This is a genomic window from Pseudomonas sp. SK3(2021) (assembly GCF_016772375.1).
GTDB lineage: Bacteria > Pseudomonadota > Gammaproteobacteria > Pseudomonadales > Pseudomonadaceae > Aquipseudomonas > Aquipseudomonas chlororaphis_I.
Genome location: NZ_CP061943.1, coordinates 3,456,492 through 3,474,429, shown reverse-complemented (window position 1 = coordinate 3,474,429; position 17,938 = coordinate 3,456,492). Strand labels below are relative to the sequence as shown.

The 17,938-nt window shown below is 53.4% G+C and carries 13 protein-coding genes; 6 read left to right on the top strand and 7 right to left on the bottom strand.

Annotation, left to right across the window (positions count from 1 at the left end):
- The first annotated feature begins 208 nt into the window (after window positions 1–208).
- The 5 genes from IF690_RS15550 (at window position 209) to IF690_RS15530 (ending at window position 9,991) form a co-directional block, all read left to right on the top strand.
- Window positions 209–2,836 carry an AAA family ATPase gene (locus tag IF690_RS15550; RefSeq protein ID WP_202696347.1) on the top strand — a complete coding sequence of 876 codons (2,628 nt, stop codon included), beginning with the start codon at window positions 209–211 and terminating at the stop codon, window positions 2,834–2,836.
- A gap of 774 nt (window positions 2,837–3,610) precedes the next feature.
- Window positions 3,611–5,593 (top strand): ATP-binding protein, encoded by a 1,983-nt coding sequence (locus IF690_RS15545; RefSeq protein ID WP_202696346.1) that lies wholly within the window; start codon window positions 3,611–3,613, stop codon window positions 5,591–5,593.
- Window positions 5,550–7,361: a hypothetical protein gene (locus IF690_RS15540; RefSeq protein ID WP_252189480.1), complete on the top strand. Its 1,812-nt coding sequence runs from the start codon at window positions 5,550–5,552 to the stop codon at window positions 7,359–7,361. Before IF690_RS15545 ends, IF690_RS15540 begins: the two co-directional genes overlap by 44 nt.
- Window positions 7,362–7,511: 150 nt before the next feature.
- Entirely contained in the window at window positions 7,512–8,516 is a 1,005-nt protein-coding gene (locus tag IF690_RS15535) for a hypothetical protein (RefSeq protein WP_202696345.1), read from the top strand.
- A gap of 95 nt (window positions 8,517–8,611) precedes the next feature.
- Window positions 8,612–9,991, top strand: a complete 1,380-nt coding sequence (locus IF690_RS15530) for a DUF6035 family protein (RefSeq protein ID WP_202696344.1) — start codon at window positions 8,612–8,614, stop codon at window positions 9,989–9,991.
- Between the two features lie 166 nt (window positions 9,992–10,157).
- On the opposite strand, the gene IF690_RS15525 is transcribed toward IF690_RS15530, so the two are convergent.
- The 3 genes from IF690_RS15525 to IF690_RS15515 form a co-directional block, all read right to left on the bottom strand.
- Window positions 10,158–10,607, bottom strand: coding sequence for a hypothetical protein (locus tag IF690_RS15525; RefSeq protein ID WP_202696343.1), 450 nt, complete (start codon window positions 10,605–10,607; stop codon window positions 10,158–10,160).
- 124 nt (window positions 10,608–10,731) lie between these two features.
- Entirely contained in the window at window positions 10,732–10,902 is a 171-nt protein-coding gene (locus tag IF690_RS15520) for a hypothetical protein (protein ID WP_202696342.1), read from the bottom strand.
- Window positions 10,903–11,323: 421 nt separating this feature from the next.
- Complete coding sequence (locus tag IF690_RS15515) at window positions 11,324–11,605, bottom strand: helix-turn-helix domain-containing protein (RefSeq protein ID WP_202696341.1); 282 nt, start codon at window positions 11,603–11,605, stop codon at window positions 11,324–11,326.
- A gap of 85 nt (window positions 11,606–11,690) precedes the next feature.
- Between IF690_RS15515 and IF690_RS15510 the strand changes: the two genes are divergently transcribed.
- A complete protein-coding gene (locus IF690_RS15510; RefSeq protein WP_202696340.1) occupies window positions 11,691–12,140 on the top strand; it encodes a hypothetical protein in 450 nt (149 codons plus the stop codon).
- A gap of 104 nt (window positions 12,141–12,244) precedes the next feature.
- Here IF690_RS15510 and IF690_RS15505 read toward each other — a convergent pair whose 3' ends face one another.
- Genes IF690_RS15505 through IF690_RS15490 form a run of 4 tightly spaced genes read right to left on the bottom strand, consistent with a single transcriptional unit; the run spans window position 12,245 to window position 17,535 of the window.
- The gene (locus IF690_RS15505; RefSeq protein ID WP_154905936.1) at window positions 12,245–12,640 is read right to left on the bottom strand and encodes a hypothetical protein; all 396 of its coding nucleotides are present in this window, start codon (window positions 12,638–12,640) and stop codon (window positions 12,245–12,247) included.
- An 8-nt stretch (window positions 12,641–12,648) separates the two neighbouring features.
- The gene (locus IF690_RS15500; RefSeq protein WP_202696339.1) at window positions 12,649–14,763 is read right to left on the bottom strand and encodes a hypothetical protein; all 2,115 of its coding nucleotides are present in this window, start codon (window positions 14,761–14,763) and stop codon (window positions 12,649–12,651) included.
- Complete coding sequence (locus IF690_RS15495; RefSeq protein ID WP_202696338.1) at window positions 14,750–16,270, bottom strand: site-specific integrase; 1,521 nt, start codon at window positions 16,268–16,270, stop codon at window positions 14,750–14,752. The genes IF690_RS15500 and IF690_RS15495 overlap by 14 nt, the downstream gene beginning before the upstream one ends.
- 11 nt (window positions 16,271–16,281) lie before the next feature.
- Window positions 16,282–17,535 (bottom strand): tyrosine-type recombinase/integrase, encoded by a 1,254-nt coding sequence (locus tag IF690_RS15490; protein ID WP_202696337.1) that lies wholly within the window; start codon window positions 17,533–17,535, stop codon window positions 16,282–16,284.
- Between the last annotated feature and the right edge of the window lie 403 nt (window positions 17,536–17,938).

The following is a 17,938-nucleotide window of genomic DNA, read 5'->3' as shown; positions in this document are numbered from 1 at the left end:
GCACATGGTTTTGTGCGCTATCGATCCCGTCGGCGGCTTGCGGTTGATTTAGCCGACTCTCATCAGTGATGGCTGAAGTCGGACGACACAAAAAACAGCAGCACTGAGTCTATATCACTAGGCCACCAGTGTTCTTTTCCGACTACGCTCCATGTTCAGCTACCCAAAGAGGTGGTGCGACTACGGTTGGTTAACACACGGAGCAGTCATGTCGAGTCTACAAGCGGAGTATCAGCGATTCTTGGTCTACTTGGCTGATCAGCCAGTTCATGACGACGTGCGTCGGATGGCGAACCTAGTCATGATCAATCTGCAGCATCTGGCGGAAGTAGGTGCGCAAAGGCGAGGACGTTCCAGTAGGTTGGCTCCGATCGCACTCCAGCACTTGGCTGGAGCTGTGACCCATTTGCCGGAGGCTGCTCAAGTCGCTCAGACGAATCGCACTCACTTGCGGTTGGATCGTTTGGAGGTTGGCCCGTTTCGCGGGTTCATGCAACCTGAAGTCTTTGACCTGAGCCACGACATCACACTGGTTTACGGGCCGAATGGAACGGGGAAAAGCAGCTTCTTCGAAGCTCTCGAAACCGCGATGCTTGGCTCAATCAGTGAGGCTGAAGCAAAGCGCTTTGATCATCGATCGTACTGCAACAATGCGCGCCTTCGCCGCCATGTAGCTCCACGCCTGCTCTGCTCGCTCAATGGTGAAGCCGCTACCCAGATACAGGCTAACGAAGAAGACTACCGGTTCTGTTTTGTGGAAAAAAATCGGCTTGATGACTTTGGTCGAATAGCCGCCAGGACACCAGGTGATCAGCGTCAGTTGATCGCTACGTTGTTTGGTGTTGATCAGTTTAGCGAGTTCGTCCGCGGCTTCAACGCCACTCTTGACGAGAACTTGAACATATCAAGCGTTAAGGCGTTGCAGCTAGATGGTAGACGTAATCAGGTCGCGGCCTCCCAGCAGACAATCGACAGCTATCAGCAGTGCCTTGTGGGACTTGCCCAGCAGGAGGAAGCCCTTGCAGCACGAATTCATCCAGGTAGTACCTATCAAACGTGCAGTGACTGGATTTTCGGCACGCAGCAAATACAGGGCCGATTGGCGTATCTTCAGGGTGTATTGGAATCCCCTGTTCCCTTGATTCATGGATGCACGGATGCTGGTCTTGAGGAAAGTCGGAGGCAGGTATATCAGCTGCATGCAGCGAGCCAAGCTGCGCAGCAAGCGCTCAATGCACGGGCTAGCGAGGTCTCATACTCGAACCTGTACGAGGCTGTCCTTCAACTTGCGGAGGGCGCGATTGCTTGCCCAGCTTGCGGTACCCAGTTGGATCGTGTCGCCCAGAACCCATTCGATCGCGCGCGGGTAGGACTCGCTCAACTCGCGGAGCTCAAAACGCTGCAGCAACAATCAGAAGCTGCTACCAATAGCTTCAACGAATCATTCCGCTCACTGCATGCTGAAATGCGGCGTGTGTGCGATGTCGCGGTACAGGTGTGTTTTAAAGAACTTCAGGCAGCACAATTACCGGAGCTTTCGCCGACCACCGTTGGTAATTGGCTTCAGCCGTGGATGGATGAAAATGAAAGGGCATGGCAAGCACTCTTGCAGCTAGCCTCACTGATCGAGCAAGCGGATGCTACTACTCGTCAAATCACCCAGGAAAGGCAAGCACTGGTACAAGAGCGTATGCGGCTTGACGGCTTCAAGACTGAAATTGAGCGCTGTAGGCTACTGCGATCTCAAGCCCTCGCTGAATTCACTCAGGCACAAGCAACGATTGCCCAATTCGAAGCTGACAACCAGCAACTGATCGAAGAGGTCGGTCGGGAAGCGCTGACACTTGATCATAACAGGCGCATCAAGGCAGCTTATGATGCCTACTTACCGCAGCTACAGTCGTACCTTGCGGCGTTGCCTAGTCAGCTGCTTCAGGGACTGGGTGAGAGCGCGCGCGAACTTTATAACTCGTTTAACCGTGAAGATCCTGTACCCGCACAAATTCATGCCCTAAGGTTGCCGCTCGTAGAGAACGGAAAAATAGAAATCGAGTTCGTAGGTCAGCCAGGCGAACTTTTCGATGCTCTGATGATCCTGAGTGAAGGGCATATCCGGTGCCTTGGTCTAGCCATTTTGCTGGCAAAAAATCTCGCAGAAAATTGCCCTATAGTGATCTTCGACGACGTCGTCAACGCCATTGATGATGAGCATAGAGATGGTATATGGCGTACCTTCTTCGAAAGCGGTCTACTCGATACCAAGCAGGTCATTCTGACCTCGCATGCAGAAGAGTTTCTGCATCGAATTCAGCAGGAGATTGGTGCTCAGAGAGCGGCACAAATTCGCCGGTACCGGTTCCTTCCCCATCAAGGCGAGCACCACCTTCGGATCGATACAGACCCACCTACTAAGAACTATGTCCTGCTCGCGCATGCTTCATTGGTGGCAGAAGAGAAGCGTGATGCGTTGCGCCATTCAAGGGCTGCGATCGAGAGTCTGACTGATCGAGCTTGGACTTGGCTCGGGAGGCGTCATGACGGACGGCTTGAGCTGAAACTCGCTGGACCGCGGGCAAATTGGGAGCTCAACAACAAGTGTATAAAGCTTCGGAGTGGTTTAGGTAGGATCCAAGGCCCAGCCCAAGGCGTGGTGGATATCCTGTCCGGGCTTGATGCGTTGCTACGGGTAAGCGGGACTTCTATTGAATGGAGTTACCTGAACAGCGGCACGCACGACTCACAGCGAGATCACGAGTTTGATCGCGCAACAGTGAATACGATTGTGAGTGCAGCTTTGGCTATGGATAACGGACTTGAGGCTTTACGAAATGGTTAGACCTCAAGGTTTTCGCAGAGCTCATGGGCATCCAATGCGGTGCCCATACTGCTTAGAACTGCCGACTCATTCGCTTGCAGTACCGAAGCCGCTCGAAGCTGGAAAAGGATCAGCGCGGGAAGCACCGGCATCCCTTGCGCTGGATCATGGTAACCGCTGACTATTTTGGCTCCTTGCAGGGCTGCTAACGGTCATCGCCTTCGTGATGGCCAGCCTATCTGTCCACCTGCTGACCTCGCTCCAGCAGCTGGGGCTTCCAATCGTCACGGTGTTGGCGGTCGGAATGGTCATTGGGCCCGCCCAGATGGTGACCAGGGTGTTGGAATTTTCTATAGCGCGGCACCCTCATCCGACTTGGTCGGCTCGCGTCGGTATCCTTGTGAGCTTACTTGGCATCTGCCTGTTCATCCTTGGCGCGCCATGGCTGGCATTCGTCGCTGCAGCGCTTTACAGCGTACCTATGGTGCCAAGCTGGGACAGAAACTCAACCTGCGCCCCGTGTTCCAGGAGTTAGGTCGGATAATGGCCTTGCCTCCTCTGCTGAAGGCACAATTCTGGCTAGCAATTTGGTCGGGGTTCTGGGTGATGGGCGAAGATGGCAGACTTTGCCTCCGGTGGCGTGCCAACAAGACAGATAGCGAGCCCCAAGACGATTGAACTTGTACTCAGAGGAGCTCTTCTTGGATTTAGCTAAGCAAGCCAATCAGGTAGGATTGCTGACAACTGCTTTACCCGGGCAAATGGCCGGGTAAAACCACTCCATGGAGGGAATCGATGTCCGACCAAACCCGTCATCTTTCATTGTTTGAGGAGGACTACCTTCTCCGTGAATTGGGCCCAGTCGCGCACGTGCCGCAGGTGGCACTTACTGAACTTGTGGCCAATGCCTGGGATGCTGGTGCGAGCAAGGTCGACCTGATTCTACCCTCTGAGCCTGGTGGCACGCTGACCGTTGTCGATGATGGTCACGGGATGTCGGCCCAGCAGTTCAGCAAACGATGGATGACGCTTCGGTACAACCGCCTCAAGCACCAGAGCTCCAAGGTTGAATTTCCTAAAGGCAAGAACTCCAAACTCAGGAAGGCCTACGGGCGCAACGGGGTTGGCCGTCATGGGCTTCTTTGCTTCGGCGATCAGTACCAGGTAGAAACCTGGCGCGACGGTAAGCTCAGCACCTTCGTGGTGGGTACAGAGTCGGGGCCCAGCCCGTTTGTGGTGCGCTCAGAGGAGTTTGCCGAGCGCGATGGCGCAGGCACGCGTCTATCCGTGTCGGTCACCCGCAAGATGCCGGATGCAAAGGAAATCATCACGGTTCTTGCCACGCGATTCATTCATGACCCCGGGTTCCAGATTCGCGTAAACGGCACGCCTCTTACCCTGGCAAAGCTTGAGCAGCATGCGCGTACACATCCCCTGAAGTTGAGTGATGGCCGTACAGCAAAAGTCATCGTCATCGACTCTACGCAGCAGAACCATTCATCCATCCACCAAGGCGTGGCGTTCTGGGTCGACCACCGGCTTGTAGGCAACCCCTCGTGGGTAATCGGCCAGATCGCTAACTTCGATGGACGGACACGATTTGCCAAGCGCTACAAGGTCATCGTGGACACTGAAGGCTTTGAAGGGCACGTGCTTCCAGACTGGACGGGATTTCAGTCGACGCCGGCCGTCGAGGAGCTATTCAAGGCAGCTGCAGACTGTATCAGTCAGGTAGCGGATGAGCTGGCCGCTGAAGTCGTAGAAGCAACCTCCGAGGATGCTCTGGTACAGAACCGTTCAGAGCTCAAGTCTTTGGGCCATGGCGCTCAACTCGAAGTGACGGAATTTACGAAAGCTGTCGCCCAAGCACACCCTATGGTGTCTCCAGACTTCCTCGCCACGGCGGTGAAGGCAGTCATCAACCTGGAGAAATCCAAAAGTGGGGCATCCTTGCTTCAGAAGCTTGCCAACCTGCCTGCGACCGATATTGAGGGCCTGGACTCCCTCTTGGCAGACTGGTCTGTCAAAGACGCATTGCGCGTGCTTGACGAGATTGATGGCCGGCTCTGCGTCATTGAGGCCATCGCCAGGCTTGCGGATGATCCAGATACAGATGAGCTACACACCCTACACCCTTTGATTCTGCGATCCCGTTGGTTGTTTGGCCCCGAGTTCGAGTCGATGGAATACTGCTCGAACATGACGTTGAAAAGCGTTGCGAAGCAGCTCTGGGGGGATGGCGACGCTTCATTCATTAACGAGCGGAAACGACCTGACATCGTGGTACTACCAGATCGATCCACTGTACAGCTGGTGGGAATCGAGCATCTCGCCCCCCAAGATGCCTCGGTCGCCCAGATGCAGAACATTCTTCTGATTGAGCTGAAGAAGGGTGGATTCAAGCTCAACCGCCAGGAGGTCAACCAGGCCGACGGATACGTTCAGGACATCGCTGGATCAGGCTATATCAACGGTTCGCCGTTCATTACTGCCTGGGTAGTAGGGCAATCAATCGCTGCCGGAGTGGGTACCTCCAAGACGGTGGGTGATGAATCACGCAAGTATGGGCAAGTGCGGGCCACCACTTATGGCGCCTTGGTGAGCACGGCCAACCTTCGACTGATGCGTTTGCGGAAAACCCTGGAGGACAGGTACGACAATCTCAAAACGGACACGCTCCTCGCCAAGGTACTGTCGACGCAAGAGCAGGGCACGCTCGATCTGGTCGAATCCAATGCCGCTGAAGCAAACGACGTCGCAATCAAGGAAGCTGTCTAACCTCTACCAGCTCGATAAACGTGGGTTTATCAATCAAGGAGTTTCCGTGCTACAGGCTGCGACCGGAAAGCTGTTCACAAATCGCGAAAACCCACGCCGACAAGATCTCAAAGGGGTGATTTACACGAACTTGGATCTCGGTGCTGTCGACCGGTTAAGCTCTAGGATCGGAACACTGATCAACCTGGACACATCGCATACCCCAGCCACATTGGGCTATGAAATGACCGAGTATATGGAAGCGGCTGACCCGGAACCAGGAGTTCTCGTTTCCCGCTCAATGGGAGCCTATATCGACGACTTTGCTGACGTGGCCTCCTTCAGTTTGCAAGTGATTTGCTCGCCAGATGTTCACGTTGCCGAACGTTTACTGCGCCAGCGACTTCGACCAGGTGATCGGCAGCCCAGTGAACGGCTAGCGCGCTTTTATGATCCGTCAGTAAGGGCCACTCAGTTCGAGCTTCAGAATTTCGAACAGTTTGCAGACCAATTGATCGGTTTACAGCGCACCACCTACCTGGCTGCGATCCAGGCAATCAGAACGTACGTGGCCGCTGTCCACAGAATGAGCGATGACCTCAACCTGGCATACACCCTTTTGGTCATGTGCGTTGAGTCATTGGCCCAGAAATTTGATGGCCACGAGCCGCAATGGACAGATATTCCTGATCCAAAACGATCTGGGGTGGATGAGGCACTCACTGGCGTCAGCGAAGAACACTCGCAAAAGGTCAGGGACGCAGTGTTGGAAGTCATACATCCGCGCCTTGGCTTTCGATTTGTACAATTCATCCTCGCTTACCTGCCGGCGGATTATTTCTCGGTTCAGGCTGATACCCAGAAGCATCCGATAGGGCGCCGTGATCTGGAAGCAGCACTGCAGAACCTCTACGGCGTCCGCTCAAGCTATGTTCACACGCTCAAACCTTTGACCAAAGAGTTCCTCCACTTCGCCAGTCACAGAGAAACCTGTGAGGACGACGGGAAGCTCACCTTCACCTTCCAAGGGCTATTTCGCCTGGTAAGGGCGGTGATCATCGAGTTTGTCCGCAAGGCCACGAAGATCGAGCACGAGCCGAGCAACTATGAGTGGGACAATCCCCACCTCTTGACGATGAGGCTCGACCCCTCAGTGTGGATCTACAATCCCCCAGGCTTTGACAGCCAAACATCGAGACGGTACTTCCAAGGCTTGGTAGAGCTACTTGACCAGTGCCTGGTTGTTTTTCCCAACCGCAAACTCCATCGGCTCAATCATGTGGTGGAGAAGGGGCTGAGCATTCAGCCCCAAATGAGCGAAGCACAGAATGTGTCCTTCCTCGCCTTTTGGTATTTGTCCGACACCTACCTGGGCGGGGATCCAACTGGCAGAAAGCATTCGGCCAAAGAATTGGAGCTGTTGAACAAGCCGAGTGTCGATTCCCTCGTCGCGCAGGCATTGCTTGGCAGCGACTCGGAATGGACACCGGTTGACCACCAGCTCCAGCTGGATCGCTATTACACGCAACGCTACAAGAAAAATGGCATCAAGGTGCCCACGAATGTGGAAGCCTGCATGGCTCTTTCACTGGCTGAACGGCATAGGAGAACCGGTGATTTGACCTCTGCCAATGCTGCACTATCTGCAGCGGCCGAAAACTTTCCGCGTCTCATCCAACTGCGAACATTGGCGGCTGAATTTGATCAAAACACCCCCATCGTCTGGCTTTCGATCATCTATCCCCGCACCACCCTGCAGCGGGCTGACCTCGAATGCGTAGGACTGTGATTGGCCATTGGGCGGTTTCCTAACGATGATCCGCTTTCACGCATCAGTGTTTATGCACACAGGTGGTGCCACCCTCGCAGCAGAGGTTACTCCGGGACATGCGCTAGCGCGTTGCTCGATAATCTCCCGTCAATGATCATGGAGAATGCGATGGGTAACCCCTCCGCCGCCCGAAAACAGTTAAACGTGACGGTTTGCAATCCCTTCATTCCCCCCGGGGAATATCGGCGAGAGATGGTGCTTGCCTTGGAATGCATTGGGAAGCATCTCAGCCAGCGCGAATTTGAGGCGCTGGTGTACAAAAAGCTTCGCCTGGAAGATCCAGCGCCGGCGGAGTATCAATATCTACAGTCGGCGGTCGAACTCACCGTATGCGCTCACTACGCCCTAAATTTTCCCAGTGATTTCGTCTACGAAGACAGCGTGGAGCCACCTCGTGATGTCGACTGTTCATTTCGCAGCGAAGGGTACAAATTCAATGTCGAGGTGAAGTGTGCTGATTATACGACCAAGCATGAGATCGACTCAGGTAGCGAGTTCATCATCCGGGCGATAGGACGACTCTCAGACTACAACAACGCAGTTGCCCAGCTTCAAGAGACCTTTGCCATTGGTGGTAACACCCTGGCGAAAGGTCTCCACATGGACAACAAGCTGAAGGACTATTTATATGACGCCCATGGGAAATTCCCTGATGCGGCAGACCAAAGCCAGTACAACGTACTCGTCGTCGGATGCGATGATCCGTGGGACATGCAGCAATGGGAAGGCTATCTGACTGGCCAGCAGGGACTATTCACCGACGATTCTTTTGTGGATGTCACGCGCTACGGAAACGTCGATCTGGTCGTCCTGACCAATCTGTACCATCGCCACAAATCGGTCGAGGACAAGGACAAGCTAACCGGGCATTGGACGCTCCCCAATGCCTTTTGCCTTCTGTATGAAAATCCCAAATCCATGAAGCCCAGGCCGATGTTCTATGCCTTTTCCAGGACGCTACGTTTTTACAACAACGAAGTGATCGAACATAAGATGGAGGGCGATGCACCTGATTTTCTCAAGGAGCGCCTAGCCATTTCCCACTATGTCGGACAGGTGCTGTGGTCAAACGGGCAATACACCTTTCAACCCAAGTCTGGGAAGTCACGGTAGGGTGAAAGTCGGTCGGTGCTCCGTGAGTGAATTGGAGCCGAATCAACGGATGGTCTGCATTGCAGCGAGCGCTGCGATGATGCTGGAGGCACCTCGTGCGCACTTTGGAATACGCTCAGCCCACCGAGCAGATGAAACTGACAGACGTTATGGATCTGGACAGCGCGGCGCCTATCGAAATGGGCAGTTTCCTGACCCGCGAATTGTCTTTGGTCATACGGGACAGAGCGAAGCTGGCGTCGCGATTCCTACTAGATCGAGACAAGCCCTGGCTAGTTTGCCAGCTGTGCGGCGCAGCACTTTTGCTAGTTCGCACCCAGAATCGTTTTTTTCACTTCCGACATCACCCGAGTATCGAAGGGCTCATCAAGTGCGATATCTCCACCAAAGGTGAGCTCAGCCCTGCCCAGATTACTGCGATCAAGTACAACGCGCAAAAAGAGAGCCAGGCACATATCCGGCTCAAAGGGATCATTCGCGACAGCTTGATTGCCGACCGGTCATGCGGCGAGCCCCATGTCGAGAAAGTATGGAAAGGGCAAGCCGTTGCCGAACGTGCTACCTGGCGCAAGCCAGACGTACAAGTGGCCAGGGGCGATGAACGCATCGCGTTCGAGGTACAGCTGTCGACAACTTTCCTTACCGAGATCGTCGGGCGAAGGGAGTTTTATCGGGCCAATGGTGGATCGGTGATCTGGGTATTCCAGAATTTTGATCCCAGATCAACAAAGACAGCAGAGGAGGACATTTTCTTCCTGAACCACCTCAACGTATTCATCGTCAATGATCAGACGCTGGCGCGATCGCGGGATACCGGTCGCATGGCATTTGATTGTTGGTACGCAGTACCCGGATTGATCGGCCGTACCATAATCAATGAATGGAGGCGGGCTGAAGTGTTTCTGGACGAGCTGACGTTCAGTCCGGAGAAGCAGGTCGTGTTCTACAACGACTACCAGACACAGAGAGAGGAGTTGGAGGCATCGGTCAACACTGACGTGTTACGCCGTGATTTCCATTCTTTCTGGATGGAGTACGGCAGGCAGGACACGCCAGAATCCAGAGAGCGCTGGGTCGCTCTACGTGAGCGGATGGCAATTGCGTATCCAACTGTCAAGCTCCCGAACTTCCACTGGACAGATCCTTTCCAAGGGGCAGTATCCATCGTGTTGAGCGCGCGCTACGGACGGCCCATAGGCTACCGATTCGAGCGCCTGCTCAATGTCAGCAACCAAGCGTTCGATTCCTACAAACCTTTTCTGCTGCAGTTCGGTTGGACGCTGGAAATCTTTGAGCAGAATGAGTTGTTGGTCGAGCAGGACAAGAAAGGTACCTGGGCAAAGCGACGTGCAATAATCCGCACTGGATTCAAGGATCGGGATGAAGCATATCGGCCTGATCTCCAGTTCAACCTGCTCTTCGCATTCCTGGTGCCGGAGCTCAAGGAACGATTGATCAACATGCGTCCTTGGTGATCACCAGGACTTCGCATTACCAATCGGTGGTCGCCACTGCGCTGAGTCTCCGCAGCCATATTTTCAGAAGCGCAAGCTTGGCAGGTGAGGGTAATAGCAGGGAAGTCGCTAGGTTGGCTTGCGCTCGATCCAGCGCACACCTTCCCCTCAACACATCGACTCTGCTCTAGAGTTCATGACTTTCTTCCCACGCGCTCTCGAAAAGCTGCGACCGTGTCCGGATATATAGCTCGGTAGAGTGAAAACCCACCCCTGATTCAAGCTTGCCGGCCTTTCCAAAGTCACTGCTAGAGACCCAGACGGTATCAGGCGCCACCAGAACGGCTTTTGCACCTATGTCACGGTGCACTGCGATTCGGAGCCAGGGCCTCGCTACCTTCAAGATTTTAGCCTCAGTAGTGGAATCCGTGTGCGCCACTATCCAGATGTCTCGGGGCCGCTTATCCAGAATTTTCGTGATGTAATCTATATCAGGCAGACCACGGGTCAGGATCAAGATTTCGCCGGTGGCTTTGCTGATTTGACTCAAACGCGTAGCCCATGTCGACGCGCCAATGGACATCTTTGCGTCCGTGCATGAAAAAGCGAATCCGCCGCTGTCATCGCTGAAAGCCATGCCATGTCCACCTCAATTGTCTAGTGCATTATCGTGGCATAGAAGACCGTATGAGGTCGACAAACTTGGTCGGCCCTTTTACTCCATTCATTTAAGGGCTAGCTGGTGACAGCCTGTCTTGCAATCACCGGACGAAATCCCCAGGCCTAGTGTTCGCGGGAAAGGCCAAATAGCATTTCTCGATCGGCATCTGGAACGCTTTGCGCCACAGCTCGTCAGCGTAACCACTTTCATTTAGCGTGATGACTGGCCAGTAGACATCGTCCTGCACGCGCGCGGGCAGCAGCCATTTCATGATTGTTTCTTGAACATCAGTGCTACCACCGGAGTCGGTTTCATCGAGCAATTGGAGCATCGCGATCGACGCGGTAGCGCTGTTATTTAAGGAGGGTAGAAATCGAACTTTTGCCTATCGTGCGAACTCTGGTGGAGGAACGCGTTGACGTCGCGCCCCAGCAGGTTTTTTCATCACCTCTTTCAAACGCTGAGCAGATTCTTCTAGCTCGGACGGCGAAGCAAGGCTAACGGCAAGCATTAACGCATCACGGCGTTTCCGTTTACCTTCCAAAATTTCAGAGAGGCTATTTTCCGGCTTTACTGGGTGCTTCATCGCTGCTGACCTCGATCTTCGGATCAAATTGGATGCTAGCACAAGCCTTACAACCCACAGTCTTCCGTTGATCCCCTTTGCTTATGGAACGTAATCCGTCAGATGTTCATTTCATCTCGCTTGGCAGTTCCGTTCGAATTCGGGAAAACAGTTCGTCGAGGGAGATCGGATTGTCCTGAAGCAGATAACAGCCTACGAGGATGGTCAGCGGATGAACGTCCAATACAGATGCCAGTTCGTCTACCTTCTCGATCGTAGGGCTCTTCAGACCACGCTCTAGGGTGCTGAGATAAGTACGACTGCTGACGTCGGAAAAATCCTCCTGCGAAAGCTTCCTTTTCGATCTCAGCTGTTTCAGAGCTGAGCCAAATGCCTGTTTCAGTTCCATATTGCCAATCTCGCAAAAGGAACGATGAAGCCTTTTCGAACTCTATAGGGCTACAATCTATAGTGTTCACTTTTGGGGTGGCGCTATGTTTATCACTCACAAACAATCACAGATTTTCCTCGACGCGTACCTGGGGGATGACTCTACCCAGTACTGGCAGTACGTTGAGCAGACCACTCATTGCCCCTGGTTTTACGTCAAAGTAGGTCGACGACAAGGCAGTGAAGCGTTGACTAGCATGGTTATGCTTCCCAGCATTTCAGCGCTTGAGCAGTTACTTAATGAACAAGGAGCAGACATCTGGGTGTTGGATGTACAGTTGGTTTCACCGACTTATCTGAACGGAAGTGATGGGTGGAAGATGGAGAGGCTGTTAGAGGTGCGCGAAACGGTGGATGACCTCAGTAAGGAGGCGGCCTACGTGTATAGCCTGGAGGGAGGGCATATCTACACTGAGGCTCTGGGGGCCAGCACATCCGATCTACAAAATCTTCGTATCATTTTTTCGGCCCGACCAGTATCTCGGCGAGCATGAGATCAACACGCTCGAACGGTTAACAGCAGCTTCGATACGCTAGCGCGTTAGGCAATCTTGCCTGGTCGCGCGTCAGTTAGCGGCGTTGGCAACCTTTCTGCCTCTTACCGCTTTCTCAATGGAGCCAGTATGTTTTCGACATCCAGTCCTTTCAGCAGACAATTGTGTGCAATTGCCGAAAGTGCTTCATAGAGCTGGTCTCGCTGCTTTATCAAGTCAGCATTCTCCACCTGAAGATTAGCAATACGTTCTTCGAGGCTTCTTCGGCGACGGGCACCATCTGGATCTCTGCCACTCTCCTTGAGTTGTGCGATACGGGCGGACTCGATTCGTCTCCCACGGTCCCCCACTAAGGTAGCTCGGCTAGTCAGGCCCAATCGACGCTGCACTTCGGGGCGTGAAATAGGCGCGAGCTCCAGTCCTAAGCTAATCATTTGAGCGAGGAGGGCGTCGATAGCCTCGTCCAAGGTGCCGCCCCTCAAGATCTGTCGTTGCGCCATGGTCGCCTCTAATCATCCGAAACCGAACTGTGTCGTTTGTCCGTGTCCGCAACCGTCATTGGATGCCCATTTGGAAACACGCGTTGCACACCTACATTGGTATCGCGTGCGAGGACGGATTTTAAATTGTTGAGTTTGTCTTCCTGGTCCGCCAGCCATACATCGCTGCCTGCCTCTCCGGCGCCGACATCGCGCATGATGGTGATTGCCATCGCCAGATTCTCGGCTTGTTTCTCAAGGTTGGCCCGCTCCGATGGAGTGCCCATCAGATGGAGATGCGAGCAGCCATTCCAGCACTGAAGATGCTTAGGGCAGGGAGCTTGGGAGAAGTCGTGAATGCAGCCTCCAAAGGGTGTCACATGCAGCGCCGTGGCGTGTACGGTGAGGAATGCTTCTGCAGTTGTCGTGCCTTTATCTGACAGCAACGCATGGTAACTGTCGGTCAACGCGCCCTGAATGCGTTTATCTCTTATGCCTGTATGCAGAAAATCGATGCGCTCGTGATGGCTATTGAACGCCAAGAACTCGTGATGCGCAGCAGTGTTTTCCTCAATGCTCGTGTGTTGATAGTAGACATTCTGGTCGAGGCGTTTTCGCCCTAAGGCCAGTGCTTGCTGAACATCACTCATGCCGGTCAGATGGTAAATAGTGTTTCGCCAGTGTCGGGGTTGGTGGCTTGTTAACCTAATCGGAGTGCCGTCGGATTCGGTTAATAAACGACGCGAAAAAATGGACGCATATTTTTCATCGTCACCTAACGCGTGATTGATATCGACGATGGTGACCCGACGCGGGACCACACGAAACACATTTGCCTCACGTCCACCGAAACGAAATTGCCCGTCGAACGCGATGGCAAGCGTTTCGCTGGTTCTAAGTACGATACGAACCTCTCCCCCGACATTTTCTGTTAGTACCGCGTGCCCGCGGAGCTTCGGGACGATCAGTCGTTCAATCTCCCCCGCGACGTAGCGTCGCTTTAACGACCGTCCTCGTTTCTCATCTGGCTCATTGTCAAACGGATGGACGCCGTTGCGTGTGAGGAAAAGGTATAGATTTCTGTTTGCGCTCCTTGTTTCGCTAAAACCTAGCCAATCCAAGACCATTGCATCGGAGATCACCGACTGAGGAGGGTAGCTCCAAATACGTCCTGGGTTGAGTTCTTGCCAAGCGGCAATCTCTCGCTGCTCTTCGGTTAGCGTCTTCAATCTCTCTACCGCTCGCCTGGCTAAAGGAACGTCGCTTTCAGCCAACCAATGAACACGGGATTGAAATTGCTTTTCCGCAAAGTACCTAATCCCACATTCGACCAGAGGTTTACCATTGGCATCTACAACTACTTCTCCTGTGGTCCCTTTGATCGGACTTTCGACCCAACAATCATAGGGAATGACTGCTACTTCATTACCTCGTTGCCCAGTCGCGATCAATAAATCGATCACGCGCAGCAAAATTTCTTCGCCGTCACTAAGTGGGTTGTTCGAACATAGGGCATATGCTTCCATCGCCTCACGAGAAGGCAATCTATCATCAGATTTACGCTGTTTTACCGCACGATCAGGATCGTGCAATGAGATGTACTCGTGGCGGCGTTTCTCTGGTTTTACGTCATGTACAAAGTGGATGGCGGTCTCGGTTAATTGCAGTTTATCGATCGTATCCGCTATTACCTGAAGATGAGAGATCGCGTCGTAAAGGTTCTTGTAGCCACTCCCTCGGAGAAATTCTACGACGCGGTCGAAATCGCCCCGCGTCAGCTGTGTAGGGTCGGATACGCGTCGTTCAAACAACGGATTGTAAAGCCGGCGTACGGCAATATTGTAGGCCGCGACCATCGAAAACTTCAGGCTTCGGGTGCGTTGTAGATATACGATTAATGTCTTGCAAAAATCCTGGAAACCCAAGGGGAGGGCAGCTTTAGGAGGAACAGAATAGCCATTCTTTTCAAGTGATTGTCGGTGAGTTTCAAAGGTTATGGTCTGTTGCTTTAAGCGCTGCGGCAGCCAATGCTCGACCGACCATAGCGTTGACTCCCAAGGGGTTGGAATCGGTAATGACTGAAAAATCACTTGTTCCTGTTTAATGAGGCCGTCGAGATTCAGCCTTGCTCTAGATGGCGTCATCTGTGGCATCCTCTGTGTGCTGCCGGCAGCGCTCGATGGTAGCGCTTACTGCCAGGATGGTTGTTTGATGCTGTGCGAGAGGCCGATTGTGAATGAGGTCTCCGGCTTGTTCTGCCATGTCAATGAACCGTTGAGTTTCTCGTTGTAGTGCCTCTTTCACTTGCTCATGGCGGCCGTCAGCAAAGGGATGAAACTTTTTGCAGGTGTAGCAGGCATAGACGGGGTTGTAGGGGCAGTGCGTATGAACTGGGAGGGCGCATGCACCGATGTCTCCGATGTACTGTGTGTCGATCACGCCACGGATAGCTCTTTCGGCAGCGGTATCGCGGCGTTGCACGACTTCTCCGGTCAAGAGACTGCGCATAATGCGTTGATAGGCGGGACTCTTGCCGAGTGCTTTTTCTTTGATCCGGGCGATGCTGGGGGTTGCCGTGACGTAAGCGCGCGCCGCTACCGTGCTGTTGTGGCCAAGCAGTTCGGCAATCATGTCTGCCGGTGTTCCCTGGTCCGCCAAACCTTGCCCGAGGTGATGACGCAACAAGATAGTTACCTGGTTAGGCTTGTCTATCCCTGCTTCACGCAGTTCATGTTTGAGGCCTATACCGATTTCGTTAACTGACAGACGTTTTCCATTAGGACTGACAAATAATGGTCCGCAGTCGCTGCCAAACTGGCGTTGAATTTCCGAGATGTGGCGTGAGATTTTTTCACCCAGTCGGAAGGTGACTTTGCGCGGCCGTCGCTCAGGTCTGCGCTGCCCGACCTTTTTGGCCATGGGTAGCCACAGGGTGTAGTACCGCTCATTATCAGCGCTTTCAATGAACTCAAAATCCGCGATGTCAAGCGAGTGAAATTGAATCGAGCGTGGTGCGAGTTCGAAACCTAAGTGAAGTACTATATTGAACTGGGCCTCCTCCCAAGAGTTAGGTGAAACCTCTCGTTCAATGCGTTTGAGCAATCGAACTTCCTCATCGAGGTCTAAACCAGACTGCGAGAGAAAAATTCGCGCATACGGGTCAACTCGATCTGATTTCACATCTTTGATTTTTAAGTAGGTGATTGGATCGAAGCCATTGATTCCTCTATCCATTGCCCATCGGTAAAGCCTTCGAAATCCTATAAGTACGGCCCTCGTTTTTTTGAGTTCCTCGAGAGCAGTGACCAGCTGATGGGGGCCCCAAGGAAGTCCGGTCGCGAGATTTGTACTAGATAAAATGCGTAGGGTATCTGCGAACATTACCGCGGTTCGAGGGGCATATTTCTCAAGTGCATAGGCCATAAAACCTTTGCCTATTTCGATTAGCTCCGAACTCAATTGGAGTGCAGCCCAATCGACTTTCATCGCGAGTCCACCGTCGTACCACGTCCACACCTTCAGCCGGGTATCGACGTATCGTGGCTGATCATTGGTGCGTGTTCGAATAGCGACCTGAGCCGGCCCTTGGAACAAATAACCCGAAAAAGAGGAGGAGGGTGAAGCATGATCTTTGCCAACTGATTTAGTCACAACTAACCTCCTTAACTGTCAAATCGGCTCCAGGCTGCCGAGGCACGCTGGGCATTGTGGAGGTTGGCCGACTCGGCTAGATAACGACTTGCATAACGGCGTGGCATCGTCGATGTCTCAGACCAACCGCAGACTCGTCGGAGTTCGTCCGTGGCCCGCTCCAGGTCATGCCCACGCTGCTCGACCAGGTAAGCTAAAAACCGGTCTGCGAAGGTGTGGCGAAAGTCATGCGCGGATAGTGTAGGCAACAACCCCGGACGAGCCAGTTCAATGGTCAGAAACAGCCGATCAAGGACGTTAGACAACGCGCGAATCGACAGCGGGCGACCTCGATCCGAAATGAACAAATAGCGGTACGGCAATTTCATCGGTTTGCCGTCACGCATTGGGCGCCGTTCGCTCTGGATATAGCGCTCATAGACCTCATACAACTGTGCGGAGATACCTACGGTCCGTCCATGCGTTTTCAGCGCAGGCTCTTCAGCGCGCGGGTCACCTGGGTCATGTTCGCGATCATTGACGCTGACATAGGCATGTTGTGACCCCTGATTGATATCCGTGGTGTAGAGCTTCAGAAGCTCACCGCGTCGGATACCAGTCTCCAACAGCAATTCAATCATTAGCCAATTGCGCAACTGCACACGTTCCGGGAACGGATTGTCCACGGCGTCGGGGCGAATCAGTGTACGAACGATCTGAAGTTGCGTATCTGTCAGGCTGCGGTAGCGAGTCCTGTCGGGCCGAGCATTGATGATATGGCTCTCAAAGCGCCGCTCAATTACATCGGCGACATCTGCAAATACCACCTCAATGTTAGCCAGGATGGTCGAGTTCTGGCGGGCGCGAGGGATGTAACGGGTGACACACCAGGAAAGATACCGCTTAAGCAACCGCAGGTACTGGTCACGGGTACGCGGATCGATCTGCGGAAAAGGTGCCGTCGTAGCTTTGCCGATTCGGGCCACCAGATTATCGGCTTGACGGCCGCTTTGGAGCCAGATGGCGTAACCGTCCAGTAAATCCAGAATCGCCTCAAAGTGGCATGCCAAGATGGCCTCATCGATATCCAGATCTCGGCTTTTGGCATAAAAGTAGAAGGCCTGGATAGCACGTAGGTGCGCTGCGGCTGTGTTGTATGCACGATGCCTGAGCTTGAGCTGGACGTAGATGAATGGAACGAGCTTGGGCAATGGCGCCGCCTGACCATCCTGCACAAGTAGCGGAACGCGCTGACCGGAAGAGAAACGGCTCTGAACCAGCTTCACTGGAAGACCCTCATTCAAAGGTGCACCATGAACATTTAGTACATGGCCCGTTGAGAGAGTGAACGTCAGAAGCGGTTTTGTCGAATCAGCGACTTAGGTAGCTCATGAACATCTATGACATGACCTGTCGTTTAACATAATATACATTATGCGTATACATATATGGAGGCTCGGGGGTTGTTGGCGGCAGATTTGAAGCCCGGCCTCGATCACTCTGCCGCAGACTCGCGTCTGGACCTCAGCAATGTAATCCAGGTAATCCAGGACAAACAGATCCTGAGTCCTTTGCTCCTATCCAGAACTTCACCGGCACTGGATCGGAAAATTTCCAGCTGCTTGACTCGTACGGATACCGGTTGTTGGTGAACACGTCGCGGTATCTCTCGAAGTTCGTAACGTCTGC

Bases quoted from the DNA above. Each gene is read 5' to 3' on its own strand.
- IF690_RS15510 (WP_202696340.1), top strand. From the start codon at position 11,691: ATGTTTATCACTCACAAACAATCACAGATTTTCCTCGACGCGTACCTG.
- IF690_RS15535 (WP_202696345.1), top strand. From the start codon at position 7,512: ATGGGTAACCCCTCCGCCGCCCGAAAACAGTTAAACGTGACGGTTTGC.
- IF690_RS15520 (WP_202696342.1), bottom strand. From the start codon at position 10,902: ATGAAATGGCTGCTGCCCGCGCGCGTGCAGGACGATGTCTACTGGCCA.
- IF690_RS15515 (WP_202696341.1), bottom strand. From the start codon at position 11,605: ATGGAACTGAAACAGGCATTTGGCTCAGCTCTGAAACAGCTGAGATCG.
- IF690_RS15505 (WP_154905936.1), bottom strand. From the start codon at position 12,640: ATGGCGCAACGACAGATCTTGAGGGGCGGCACCTTGGACGAGGCTATC.
- IF690_RS15540 (WP_252189480.1), top strand. From the start codon at position 5,550: ATGCCGCTGAAGCAAACGACGTCGCAATCAAGGAAGCTGTCTAACCTC.
- IF690_RS15550 (WP_202696347.1), top strand. From the start codon at position 209: ATGTCGAGTCTACAAGCGGAGTATCAGCGATTCTTGGTCTACTTGGCT.
- IF690_RS15525 (WP_202696343.1), bottom strand. From the start codon at position 10,607: ATGGCTTTCAGCGATGACAGCGGCGGATTCGCTTTTTCATGCACGGAC.
- IF690_RS15545 (WP_202696346.1), top strand. From the start codon at position 3,611: ATGTCCGACCAAACCCGTCATCTTTCATTGTTTGAGGAGGACTACCTT.
- IF690_RS15500 (WP_202696339.1), bottom strand. From the start codon at position 14,763: ATGACGCCATCTAGAGCAAGGCTGAATCTCGACGGCCTCATTAAACAG.